We start from the raw sequence: 12,952 nt of genomic DNA, 5'->3' as shown, positions 1-12,952 counted from the left end.
AACGCAGCTTTGCGATGCTCGCCATCTTGCAACATCTTTTTTCATCGGACGTATTGTAAATGAGCAAGCCATAACGAAGCAATGAAAATCCACTACCGATCACCTCAAGATATCGGTAAAATCAGCTGTTTTGTAATGATTCTGATTCAAAGCGATTAATCATTCGCGGCATTCACGCTCAATGAACAAAGAATTCATCTACGCTAAATAGATCTGTACTTGGTTCCTTTCACCTCATATTTAAATCTTTTCTGGCATGATCAACTACCTGTACCAAGAACAAAACTGGCAATCTCAACTCAGTGACTTGATCACCGACCCACGCGAATTGTTAAATATTTTAGAGCTGTCTGAACAGCAGTTGCTGTCAGGTGCTTTACTGGCATCCAATCAGTTTAAATTGCGTATCCCGCGTGCATTTGTGGCCAAAATGCAAAAAGGCAATCCACTCGATCCTTTACTGTTACAGGTTCTGCCACATCATTTAGAACTGGAAGATCATCCTGGATTTGTGACCGACCCTTTGGGTGAGGAACAAGCCAATCAACAACCTGGAGTCTTACACAAATATAAATCACGCTTTTTGCTGACCTTGACTGGTGCTTGCGCAGTACATTGTCGTTATTGTTTCCGCAGGCACTTTCCTTATCAGGAAAATCTGCCAAAAACTGAAGACTGGGACAATATCCGTAATTACATTGAAAGCCAGCCCGATATTAATGAAGTGATTTTAAGTGGTGGCGACCCACTCACTTTGTCAAATCGTAAATTAAATATCTGGATTGAGCGTTTAGCGTCTATTCCACAAATAAAATTTTTGAGAATTCATTCACGAGTTCCGATTGTTATTCCCAACCGTGTCGATGAATCGCTGATTTCCTTACTAAAAAATAGTAGGCTGCGTATTATTCTAGTGGTACACTCGAACCACGCATCAGAATTAGATGACTTTACCTGTTCGCAACTTGCCAAGTTAGTCGAACAAAACATCACCGTTCTGAATCAAGCAGTCTTATTAAATGGGGTCAATAATTCTGCTCAGGTCTTGGTCGATTTAAGCTATCGTCTTTTTGATGCGGGGGTGATGCCTTACTATTTACACGTGTTAGATAAAGTAAAAGGAGCGCATCATTTTGATTTAATGCCGCAAGACATTGATCACATCTATAAAGAGCTTTTAGCGAACTTACCCGGCTATTTAGTTCCTAAACTCGTTAGGGAAATTGCGGGCGAAAAAAACAAGACACCGCTTTTTGGGGTTTCAACTTATTGAGTTAAATAACAATCATGAATATGAATACTTCAGATCTTTTTCTAGTTCCCAGCGAACTAAAGCTGGAGCAATTGAGTTTTTGTCAAAATACGGTTAAAAGCATTCAGGCATGGGCAGCGGATTTATCCATTTTACAATTGGGTGATTCTTCCCAAGCTCTATTTAATGCACTTTTAGAAATTTCAGAACTGAAATGTCAGGAAACATTACGTTTTGACTTAATTCAAGCTATTCATCCGACACTTGAAAATGTGCTTACCAGTCTGGAAAAGCATTTTTTCAACCAGGCTTTGATTAGTAATGACCGCAACGATCATATTATTGAACTCGCGCTGTTATTACGCAGTCATTTCGCCAAAGTCTATATTAATATTTCCCGACGTAGCCACCAACAACTCACCCAACAAAAATTTTCTTTATTTGCCTTTAATTTAAAAAAGAACTTACAAACTGCACGAGTTCTATCTAGCTATTATGCTTTACAACAATTAGCTCTACTGCGCTATCAACAACACATGCTTTATAGCCACGCCTTGCCAAATCAGTGGTTAATTGCACACCAACTTTTAGATACAGCCATTCAACAACATTATTATTTAAATAATATTAATCAGTTACAAGGCACACAACATCAACTGATTAATATTGCTCAAGCCTATGCACAGCTGATTTTATTGGAAATTTTCAATACCCATCAAATTCGACCTGCAGAAATTCAAGGCTTATATCTCTGTAGCTTTGATTGGGCAAAACTGATTCAAGTTTTACCCAAAGAAACGACGCTTTCACGTTATGTGGTCGATGCAAGCAAAGATCATCCACCTATTTACAATACGCACCAAAGCCAAGGTTTTCATGCCAATATTTTTATTGCAACTCAACCCCTACTCGATCATTTAAATGAAGTTCAAGGTCGTAAAGGTGAACATTTATCACGCAATGAAAAGCTATTCTTAACCCCTGCTTTGCATTTCCATTTGCACAATATTTTGACCAATACAGCAGAACGTGTGCATGAGCGTTATGAATATTCGGCACGAATTAAAATTTGCTTTGGTTTGACTGTGGCACATTTTTATCTGTCTAATGGTAAAAACTTCAATGAAACGCTGGCTTTGGGCGATAACTACCAATTCCAGAATGAAAGCCAGTTTATCAATGCCATGCATACCAACTCTACGGTAGATATTAGCGCTGTTAAAACCTTAGACCGTGAAGCCAAACAAATTTACAATGCCGATGTTTTAGATATTAGTGTCAATGGCTATCGTATTAAATGGACGGGTGAAACACCGAAAAACCTTAAAACAGGTGAATTTATTCTGGTTCAGGAAAATAGCCAAAGTCCGTGGCGTGGTGGTGTCATTCGCTGGATTAAACAATCTGCTGAAAAAAGCTTAGAACTTGGCTTGGAAATTTTAACCCAAGATATTTACCCTTGTGCTGTTTTTGTTAAAACAGATCGGCATACAGGACATTATCATCCAGCATTATTGGTACAAAGTACGCAGGTCAATGAAGTCAATACCTCATTGATTTTGCCAAGTCTGCAATTATTACGTGACAAACAAACCGTACAGCTACGTTTAGGTGAAGAAGAACTAAAAGTGTTCTTAATTAAGCCGTTATTGATTACCCAAAGCTTTATGCGCTTTGATTTTGAGTTGTTGAATGACCAACAACAGCCTTTACTTGATGGTTTTATTCAGAAACAAGTGAATGAAGTTAAAAATCACGATTTATGGGAAGCATTAAAGTGAGAAATCCATTATTGTCTAAAAAGCTCAAACGTACCGAAACACGTTTACTCATAATCGATGATAACCAAATACGTTTTAATCAAATTTGTGAACAACTCACTGCAAATGAGCACCGTGTTCAGGCTTATCTATTAGATGACATTAAAAACTTTGAAAAACAATTACATTTAACTTGGGATTTGGTGATCTTTGGTCGTGCTTATGACCTAAAAGTCGATCAGGCACTCACTTTAATTCGTGCATCACAGCAACCAAATTTACCGCTACTTTTGCTCAAACCAGACGATTACGATGCCACGCAATACACCAGTTATGTGCGCAAAGGCATCTATGACATTATCAATTTAGATTACCCCGAACGCTTCTATTTTGGCTTAATTCGCGCACTGTCTTTTAGTCGCTTACAGCAGTCACAAGAACAACTTATGACTGAACTGGAAAATGCACAATCACAAGCTCAGGCGTTGGTCGAAGACAGTAGCAAAGCAGTAGCCATTATTCAGGAAGGAATTCATGCACAAGCCAATGCTGAATATTTACAGCTATTTGGTTTAAAAAGTGAAGATGACCTTATTGGCTTGCCATTATTGGATTTATTGCAACCGCAAGATATTACAGATTTTAAATTCCGCTTTAAGAAAGTCAGTCAAGGACAATTTGAACACGGCCGTTTTGATATTCATAGCCAAAACCCGCTTCTGGCAAAACAAAACCCACTCAAAATTGAATTTGTTGGAGCAGCTGACGACGCCATACAAATCACCATAGATATTGAAAATACGGCGCAAAATACTGTCCCTGCTCAAACGACAGCAGACAAAGCAGCGGCAAAACCAAGCACATACCAATTGGTAAATCGCACTTTAGCCAAACAGCCTTCTAGTGCCAATGCTTTGGTGGTGTTTTCTTTGGCGAACTGTCCTGAATCAATTTTCCAAGCCGACTGGCAAACCACAAAAAATTACTTTACCAACATTCAAAATTTTTTAAAAGAACAGACCAATGTACCATTATTTAATGTGAGTAATGGTTTAGTGGTTGGTTTGTTCCAAGCAGAATCGCCTGCAATTTTAGAATCGAAACTGATTGGCTTAAATTCACTCACGAAACCGCAATTACTTACGGTAGATCAACATACTTACCCACTTAATTTGCGTATTGGTTATGTGCCATTCACTCCAGACATTCAAAATGAAAGCAGTTTTGAGCAACTGATTAGCCAAGGTTTTGCCAACGCATTACCACAACAGCAAGAACAACATAACTCAGGTTTAACCTTAGACTTGTCCTTTGGTGAATCTAACTTAAATGTAATTGAATCTGCTGCAGCTGTACCACAATCGTATAGTGAATCTGCGATTATTGCAGCGATACGTCAAAGTCTTGATCGTGGTGAAATTCATCTGAAGTATCAACAACTTTATGATAAGCAAGACACCAATTTATATACCTATGAAGTAACTAGTGGCTTTATTTTCAATAGTGAATGGAAATCACTGACAGGCTTAATAGATTTGGCTGAAGACCCAGAATTATCCATTAAACTGGATCGTTGGATTTTGGTCGAAGCTTGTAAACAATTGCACAACTTCATCACCCAATATCCTGAAGCGAAGCTGATTATCAATTTAAACAAATTTGTTTTATTACAAGACCGCAGCTTCCCTGAGTTTGTGTCTAAACTGATAACGATTATTGGTAGCCGCCTCAGCCATCCATTAATTTTGCAATTCTCTGAAGAAGACATCAGCCAAAACTTAGGTGATGCGCAGAAACAAATCAGTTTATTACGTCAGCACGGCGCTGAAATTTCTCTGCGTGATTTTGGTCATTCGATTTATAGTGAATCCATCTTGAAGCAAGTCGATATTCACTACTTGACCTTACACAGTGCTCTGACTGAAAAACTGGCTGCTGATGACTCGACGCAAGAATTACAGGAACAATTGAGCATTTATAGTGAAATTAAACCTGTAGAAGTGTTATTGCGTGACTTAAATGATATGAACCTGTTTGCGAATGCATGGAATGTCGATGCGCGCTTTATTCAGGGTGATTATTTCCAGAAAAAACTCGATCATTTAATTGATGTACAAGACCAATAAAGTCTTGTGCATTAGGGTCTATTTGTAGACCCTAAAATTTAAGGCACAAAAAAACGGGCAATTGCCCGTTTTTTTTCGTACTGGATATTAACGTTTGATAGAACGTGACATACCAGCAAAACGTTGTTTGAACTTGTCGATACGACCGCCAGTGTCAACGTTCTTTTGCTTACCAGTGTAGAACGGGTGGCATGCAGAACATACGTCAAGATAAAGAGTTTCTTTACCAACTGCTGAACGAGTTTCGATTACGTTACCGCAAGAACAAGTTGCAACTAATTTTTCATATTTTGGGTGAATATCGGCGCGCATCGTCGATTACTCCTAAGATTTAAGAAGGCTTAAGCTGTCATCGCAATTGGTCACTCTCATTAAAAAAATGAGGACATGCTTTAAAAGCAGACCAACACCACAACAGACCATTCTTTTGGCCCACCGAGACGGATACCGTCAGAGCTAAGCACAACAAGTTGGGCAATATTATACGGAATAAAATATTTTAAAGCTAATTATTCTTAGGAATTTAATTCCTGAGGTTCAGTCGAATCGGGCTGCTTTTCGAGATAATTGGCTATCACACCGCACACCATCAACTGAATTTGATGGAAAATCATGATCGGTAAAACAATCATCCCCAACGGCTGCCCAATAAATAAAATTTGCGCCATCGGTACACCACTGGCTAAGGTTTTTTTGGAGCTACAAAAAAATGCGGCAATTTGGTCTTCACGTGCAAAACCCAACCATTGCGGCACAACCCACGCCAACCACATCACAAGGGTCAATAACACGGAACAAGCAATAATCAACAGCAATAAAGTCATACCACTAACTTGATGCCACAATCCTGCTACCACTGCCCCACTAAATGCACCATAAACCACCATCAAAATCGAACCCTGATCAAATACCTTGACCAGCTTTGGTAATTTCAACATCTGAGGAAAAACATAAGGACGTAATAACTGCCCCAAAATAAATGGCACCAATAACAATAAAGTAATTTGAATAATCGAATTTGTCGGGTCAAAACCGTGTTCAGACTGCCCTAAAATAAAGATGCCTACTAAAACTGGGGTAATAAACATCCCAATTAAATTAGAGAATGACGCACTGCAGACTGCGCTGGCAACATTGCCTTTTGCCACTGACGTAAAGGCAATTGAAGATTGCACGGTTGAAGGCAAAAAGCACATGAACAAAAAGCCCCAATACAGCTCCTGCCCGAGCATTGGCACTAGAATTGGCTTTGCCAGCAAACCTAAAATTGGGAATAACGCAAAGGTAAAAGTAAATACCAACGCATGCAATTTCCAATGCATCATGCCCTGAATGACAGCTTCACGTGATAATTTCGCCCCATGCAAAAAGAATAAGATTGCAATGGCAACTGTCGTAATCACACTAAAAACTTCGGCTGCTTGCCCTGACACAGGCACGACACTGGCGAGGATGACCATCACAAACAAAAGAATGGTAAAGCGATCCAATGCCAATAACTTCAACATAAACACATCCTGTATATTCTTTTACTGTTGCAAAAAAGCCCAGCAATTTTTACCTTTCGATAAAGGTATATTACTGAGCAATATTCAAAAAGCGAGCATTTTCAGGCGATGTTCAATATTTTCAAAATGAATACTGAACAACATTCAGTTTATTGCGCCATAAAGGTTTGGTTTTTACTGCTTCACTGATGAAGACTTAGTTATTACGTGCGTTCTGATCTTGCTGAATCAATTCAACTTTATAACCATCTGGGTCTTCAACAAAAGCAATGACAGTCACGCCACCTTTCATTGGCCCTGCTTCACGTACCACATTGCCACCACGCGCTTTAATTTCTTCACATGCTTTGTAGGCATCTTCTACCGCAATTGCGATATGACCATAGCCATTGCCCAAATCATAGCTGTCTGTATCCCAGTTATGCGTCAACTCTAAAACGGTGTGATTTTCTTCATCGCCATAGCCTACAAAAGCAAGGGTAAAACGACCTTCTTCATAATCACGCTTACGCAGCAAAGTCATGCCTAAAACTTCTGTATAAAATTTTAATGATTGCTCTAAATTACCTACACGTAACATGGTATGCAGCATGCGCATGTCATTCATCCTTTTGTTCAATCGGTTTTGCTTGTATGTGTTGATGGTCACGTAACAATTTCGCCACCCACACCACTAAAATTAAAATAGGGATTCCAATTAATGTGGTCATGAGGAAAAAGTTTGGATAACCAATATTGGTCACTATAGTACCTGAATAACCACCTAAAATCTTAGGAGTCAAGGTCATGAGTGAGCTAAAAATTGCATATTGCACAGCAGTAAATGACACACTGGTTAAACTGGATAAAAATGCGATAAAAGCCGCGCCCGCTAAACCTGAAGCCAAGTTATCGACAATAATCGCAAAATATAACCATGCTGTGCTATATGGCTTAATCACCTTGCCCTGAATTTCAACCATATTGTTTGAAGATGATTGAACGATCGGCAAAGGTTGTATATCTACATCCAAAGCATTGCCTTCATGTGTGTTTAAATCGACCTGATAGGTTTGGCTGTGTTGTTGTACAGTTTGCTGTCCATTTAATAATACAGCTTGCAGTTGTTTACTTGGTGAGTCTGCCAAAAGCTGCCCTGCAATCGCTGCCGTAAAAATTCCTTGTGCATCTAGTTTTGCATCAAAATTTTGACCATCTAGCTGCAGTACAATTTTTTGCTGTTCGGTTAAGGCAGGCCCTGCATATTGCCCACGTACGACAATACTGTTGCTGGCTTCATTTTCGCTAATACGATTATCCGAAGTCAGTGGTAAAAACTGGAGTTGTGCAGTTTCAATCTCAGTTTGGTGCAAATACGGCATCGACACTAAACGTGACGGCGTATCGCCCGTTTGGTATTGCGCACGTACCTGAATTTCATCCTGTGTTGCTAAAACCTGACTAGGCACAGCCACTTTCCAATATCCAACTTCATCGGCCTGGGTTTGATATTGTTGCTGCCCCACAGAAACTTGCACATCGCTCAGTTGCTGTCCTGACTTCACCAGACCAATAAAAATAAGATTGGTGGATGATGCCAACACCGCGCCAACAAACATTAATTTCATAATGTTCATACGCTGTGCCAGTAAACCGCCCAAGAAGCCACCCACTAAACTGAAAATGACCCCATAAACCTTAACCGCTTCGGCAATTTGTTCTTTGCTAAAGTTCAAATCCTGATAGAACACATTGGAAATTACACCTGCAATAATGTCTGAAACTCGATAAAAACCAATCAAGAGTAATAACACCAGTGCCAGTTTCATGCCGTAGCGTTTAAAGAAATCTGCAACAGGATGCACCCATGTTTCAAATGCCATCTGTTTATTGACTGCGCCCAATTTGACCAAAATTGTGCCCATGCCTACAGCAGCCGCACCCGATGCAATAAAACGTAAAGCTTCTATAGAAAATAATAAAAATGCATCTTTGAGTTGGAGTTGTTGTTTTAAGGCTTCGGTAAAATTACCCGAAAAGACGTAGCACAATACAAAACTGAATACCGCAACAAAAAATACTGTCACCAGACGAAAATAGTCGCGTCGTTGATAATGTTTGCTGACCCGATTCACTTGCGGTTCACGAATCACCAAAGTCGTGATAATGCCAATCAGCATCACCGCAGCCATCGCCAAATAAGTAATTTTCCATGCACTATAAATATAGTTGCCTTTAGCAGTACCTAAAGATGCAGCCAAAAATAAAGCACCTGCCCCTGCAACAATCATCCCAATGCGATAGCCCGCGTTATAAGTCGATGCCAACACGGTTTGCATTTGAGTTTCAGCCAGTTCGATACGGTAAGCATCAATCACAATGTCTTGCGTGGCTGCAGAAAAGCCCAGTAATACTGCACCCAATGCCATTTGATATAAATGCGCCTGTCCCAAAGCTGGGTCAGAAAATGCCATCACCGCAATTGCACAAACAATTAAACATTGGGCGATGAGCAGCCATGCCCGACGTCGCCCTAGTTTTTTGGTTAAATAGGGTACGGGTAATTCATCAATTAATGGTGCCCAGACAAATTTAAAGGAATAACCCAAGGCAGCCCAACTAAAGAAAGTGACCGCACTTTTGTCAATGCCTGCTTCGCCCAACCACAAAGATAGACTGGAAAAAATCAGTAAAATTGGAATACCTGCAGAGAAGCCCAAAAACAGCATAATCAGCGCACGACGGTCTAAAAATGCCGTAAATGCAGCTTTCCACCCTGTATTTTGTGCTGAAGTTTGCCCAGTCTGTTGTGTGGTCATTCGATTATTATTTTCTATCAAGTCAAATTGTTGTTATTCAATCGCGGAATAGCTTCTGTTTCAACAGTATTTATGAAATTATCCACAACAGCCTTGTCATTTTGTAGTAAAAATTACGGCTTAGCTTGAATTTTCCGCTTAAACCTGTATACCTTTAAACTTCTAACTGCAATATTTCGTTTTGGATTTCTACAGTGACCCAAAGACTTGATCAAATCACCCCATCAATGACAACCAACACAACAACAGCAGCGCAAGATGAACAACAACCGCTTCTCAGCTCTGCCTTTGAACAAAGCGAAATACAAACGACTTTAGAAAATACACGACTCAAAGCAACACAACTAACCCATATTCCAAATTACGATAACATTCCCGCTTCGACCCGACGCATTAAACCGCTGAATAATTTTTTAGGACAAGATCGGGCACGCGCTTCGGTGGAAGCAGGTATTTCCCTGCCATATTCTGGCTACAATATTTTTGCAGTGGGTACGGCGGGATTGGGCAAACGTACCATGGTCAAGCGTTTGCTGCAGCAACATGCCAAGAGCATGCCCACACCGAATGACTGGGTTTATGTCAATAATTTCAAACACCCGCGCCAACCGATTGCCTTGCAACTGCCTGCAGGTCAAGCGCCTAAATTTCAAAGTTTGTTACATCAAACTTGGCAAACTATTTTAAAGCAACTCGAACGTCGCTTTACCGCAGAAACCTATCACAACCGCATTGAAATGATTCGTCAGCAAGCGGGTGATGAACAGCAACAAGCCTTAATTGAGCTGACCAGTGAAGGTGAAGAACTCGATTTAAAACTGATTGCGCAGGAAGATGAACATTGCTTTGTACCCGTGCATCTGAAAAATGACAAAATGCAGGAAATGTCTAAGGAAGATATTAACGCCTTGGACAGCAAAACCCGTGCAGAAATTGCGTCCAATATTCGTTATATGAATAAAAAACTGGAGCGTTTGGGTTTGCATTTAGGCGATTTAGAAGATGACGCACGTGACAAAGTACAAGACCTGAACCGTGATATTGCCAAACAAGTGGTAATGCCACGCATTGATATTATTCAAAATAAATATCCTAGTGTCGAAGGTTTGACTGAATATTTACAATACTATGCCGAAGATATTATTAATAATGTCGAGTTTGTTTTAGAACAGGAAGAAGATGATTTCCGTCCTGGCACCTTTAGCCGTATTCCTGCGCGCTACCAAGCCAATATTATTGTGACGCACAAACCCAACAGCGGTGTACCTGTTATTTTTGAAGATTTTCCAACCCATTACAATTTATTGGGGCATGTAGAACAACTCACGCAAAACGGCACCATTACCACTGACTTCACCTTAATTCGTGCAGGTAGCTTACATAAAGCCAATGGCGGCTTTTTGATGCTCGAAGCAGAGCAGTTACTGGAACAGCCTTATGCATGGCAAGGACTGAAACGCGCTTTAAAATCGGGGCAATTGAAACTTTCATCTTTGGAACACATGCTAACTTTAACAGGCAGCATTTCAATTGAACCACAAGCCATTCCACTAAATATTAAAGTGATTTTACTGGCAGAGCCTGAAATTTATTATGAAATTTTAGAGCTAGAACCCGAACTTGGCAGCGTGTTTAAAATCCGTGCCGACTTTACCGATACATTACAACGTAATGACGAAAACGAGCAGGCATATATGCAGCTGATTGCCGACTATGTGCAATCTGACAAATTATTACCATTTGACCGTTCTGCTTTGGCAGCTTTACTTACTGACTCAAGTCGTCAAGCTGAAGATCAAAGCTCACTCTCCTTACATGCCCTCACCTTGGGGGATTTAATTCGTGAATCGCATCACCATGCGGCACAGGCGGGCGATAAAACGGTTTCCGAACAGCATATCAATACCGCACTGGATCATCGCAAATATCGCTTAGGCTATTTAAGAGAACTGTACTGGCAAGATTTATCACGCGGTACGCAGTTAATAGAAACTCGCGGACATCGTTTAGGGCAAATTAATGCCCTGTCGGTCATTCACTATGCCGATGTCGAGTTTGGCTTACCTTCGCGCTTAACCGCCTCAGTCTATCAAGGCGGCGGCGATATTTTAGATATTGAACGCAGTGTTGAACTTGGCGGTTCTTTACATGCCAAAGGCGTGTTGTTGATGGCCAGTTTCCTCAAAGCACATTTTGGCCGTGAGCAAATTTTACATTTTTCTGCTGCCCTTGCCTTTGAGCAAAGTTATGGTCAGGTTGATGGTGACAGTGCAACAGTGGCAGAGCTTTCTGCTTTGATTTCTGCAATCAGCCAACTACCTATTGACCAATCTTGGGCCATTACAGGCTCCATGAACCAACTTGGTCAAGTACAGCCAATTGGTGGCGTGAATGCAAAAATTGAAGGTTTCTTTGATGCCTGCAAACTGCAAGGTTTAACTGGCAAGCAAGGCGTGATTATTCCACGTCAAAATATGCAGCACCTTATGTTGCGTAAAGATGTGATTGAAGCGGTAGAACAAGGTCAGTTCCACATTCACGCCATTGATACCATTGACCAAGCCTTAGAAATTTTAATGGCGCGTCCTGTGGGTAAACTCACTAAAAAAGGACGTTACAGTAAAGGTTCAATTTACGCTGCAGTGATGGAACAACTTGAGTATTGGCAAGCCATTGAAGATGGTGCTGAAATTGAAGAAGAGCCAAAGAAAAAGAAAAAGTCCAAGAAAGAAAAGGACAAAAAAGACCCAGAGAAAAAGGAAAAAGCGCAAAAAGCCAAGAAAAAACAGAAATCGGCTGAACCATCTGATGCGGCAACTTCTGATGAAGTCACTGCTGAGTCGGCTGAAACTGCTGAACTTGCAACTGAAAGTACTGCGGTAAACTAAGTGCAGTGATTCAAATCAGCTATTCAAGTGAATTCCAGATATAAAAAAAGCGCCAAGGCGCTTTTTTTATATCAACTTTTTTGTATGGATGACTTTGGTCTAGTGTGACCCAAGTCCAATACTTTAAGCTTCAGGTGCTGGGCTGTATTGCTCAACTAAAGGCTTTAACTCACCTTTCTGGAACATATCCAACATAATATCGCTACCACCAATCAACTCACCGTTAATCCACAATTGTGGGAAAGTTGGCCAGTTGGCAATTTTTGGCAAAGTGGTACGAATATCCTGATTTTCTAAAATATTCACATAAGCAAAAGGACGACCAATTTGACTGAGTGCTTCTACTGCGCGCGCAGAAAAACCGCATTGTGGAAATTGTGGTGTGCCTTTCATGTAAAGAAGAACAGCATGTTTAGCAATTTGTTCACGAATTAACGCTTCGGTATCGCGTACTTGTTCAGTCATTGGTAAATCCTCAACTCATCTGTGTGGCATTATACCCAAAACCGAGCAAAACAGTACGTCTAAAGCAATAAATCCAATTTTATTTACAATTAGGCTTTTCATCTGCAGTAGATTTTGCTTATATAAGTTTTTCCCTCCAACCTAACAGATAAGAG

Annotated in this window: 9 protein-coding genes; 4 read left to right on the top strand and 5 right to left on the bottom strand. The window is 40.3% G+C overall.

Features of this window, described 5'->3' with window-relative positions:
- The first annotated feature begins 256 nt into the window (after positions 1-256).
- From epmB to FTU98_RS01130, 3 genes are read left to right on the top strand one after another with little or no spacing between them, the layout of a single operon-like run.
- On the top strand, positions 257-1,273 hold the full coding sequence (gene epmB / locus FTU98_RS01140) for an EF-P beta-lysylation protein EpmB (RefSeq protein ID WP_096901068.1): 1,017 nt from the start codon (positions 257-259) through the stop codon (positions 1,271-1,273).
- Between the two features lie 14 nt (positions 1,274-1,287).
- Positions 1,288-3,033: a hypothetical protein gene (locus FTU98_RS01135; RefSeq protein WP_004971620.1), complete on the top strand. Its 1,746-nt coding sequence runs from the start codon at positions 1,288-1,290 to the stop codon at positions 3,031-3,033.
- Positions 3,015-5,138: an EAL domain-containing protein gene (locus FTU98_RS01130; protein WP_004971622.1), complete on the top strand. Its 2,124-nt coding sequence runs from the start codon at positions 3,015-3,017 to the stop codon at positions 5,136-5,138. The genes FTU98_RS01135 and FTU98_RS01130 overlap by 19 nt, the downstream gene beginning before the upstream one ends.
- An 87-nt stretch (positions 5,139-5,225) precedes the next feature.
- On the opposite strand, the gene rpmE is transcribed toward FTU98_RS01130, so the two are convergent.
- From rpmE to FTU98_RS01110, 4 genes are all read right to left on the bottom strand, one after another.
- A complete protein-coding gene (gene rpmE, locus FTU98_RS01125) occupies positions 5,226-5,450 on the bottom strand; it encodes a 50S ribosomal protein L31 (RefSeq protein WP_004971624.1) in 225 nt (74 codons plus the stop codon).
- Positions 5,451-5,653: 203 nt separating this feature from the next.
- Positions 5,654-6,652, bottom strand: coding sequence for a bile acid:sodium symporter family protein (locus FTU98_RS01120; protein ID WP_171062555.1), 999 nt, complete (start codon positions 6,650-6,652; stop codon positions 5,654-5,656).
- Positions 6,653-6,842: 190 nt separating this feature from the next.
- Positions 6,843-7,244 carry a lactoylglutathione lyase gene (gloA, locus tag FTU98_RS01115; RefSeq protein ID WP_213064880.1) on the bottom strand — a complete coding sequence of 134 codons (402 nt, stop codon included), beginning with the start codon at positions 7,242-7,244 and terminating at the stop codon, positions 6,843-6,845.
- Between the two features lies 1 nt (position 7,245).
- Positions 7,246-9,444 carry an MFS transporter gene (locus FTU98_RS01110; protein WP_179994601.1) on the bottom strand — a complete coding sequence of 733 codons (2,199 nt, stop codon included), beginning with the start codon at positions 9,442-9,444 and terminating at the stop codon, positions 7,246-7,248.
- A gap of 194 nt (positions 9,445-9,638) precedes the next feature.
- Here FTU98_RS01110 and FTU98_RS01105 point away from each other — a divergent pair, with 194 nt between their 5' ends.
- The gene (locus FTU98_RS01105; protein ID WP_167845918.1) at positions 9,639-12,332 is read left to right on the top strand and encodes a Lon protease family protein; all 2,694 of its coding nucleotides are present in this window, start codon (positions 9,639-9,641) and stop codon (positions 12,330-12,332) included.
- Positions 12,333-12,455: 123 nt separating this feature from the next.
- Here the strand turns inward: FTU98_RS01105 and grxD are convergent, their stop codons facing one another.
- Positions 12,456-12,797 (bottom strand): Grx4 family monothiol glutaredoxin, encoded by a 342-nt coding sequence (gene grxD, locus FTU98_RS01100; protein WP_019837647.1) that lies wholly within the window; start codon positions 12,795-12,797, stop codon positions 12,456-12,458.
- Positions 12,798-12,952 lie beyond the last annotated feature (155 nt).

Origin of the sequence: Acinetobacter sp. YH12211, from assembly GCF_013418015.1 — a bacterium.
GTDB classification, from domain to species: Bacteria; Pseudomonadota; Gammaproteobacteria; order Pseudomonadales; family Moraxellaceae; genus Acinetobacter; species Acinetobacter towneri.
Note: the sequence above shows the minus strand (reverse complement) of the source record. Positions and strands in the feature narration are given on the sequence as shown.

Excerpts from the sequence above, each read along its gene's own strand:
- rpmE (WP_004971624.1), bottom strand. The coding sequence starts at position 5,450 with ATGCGCGCCGATATTCACCCAAAATATGAAAAATTAGTTGCAACTTGT.
- FTU98_RS01110 (WP_179994601.1), bottom strand. The coding sequence starts at position 9,444 with ATGACCACACAACAGACTGGGCAAACTTCAGCACAAAATACAGGGTGG.
- gloA (WP_213064880.1), bottom strand. The coding sequence starts at position 7,244 with ATGCGCATGCTGCATACCATGTTACGTGTAGGTAATTTAGAGCAATCA.
- epmB (WP_096901068.1), top strand. The coding sequence starts at position 257 with ATGATCAACTACCTGTACCAAGAACAAAACTGGCAATCTCAACTCAGT.
- FTU98_RS01135 (WP_004971620.1), top strand. The coding sequence starts at position 1,288 with ATGAATATGAATACTTCAGATCTTTTTCTAGTTCCCAGCGAACTAAAG.
- grxD (WP_019837647.1), bottom strand. The coding sequence starts at position 12,797 with ATGACTGAACAAGTACGCGATACCGAAGCGTTAATTCGTGAACAAATT.
- FTU98_RS01130 (WP_004971622.1), top strand. The coding sequence starts at position 3,015 with ATGGGAAGCATTAAAGTGAGAAATCCATTATTGTCTAAAAAGCTCAAA.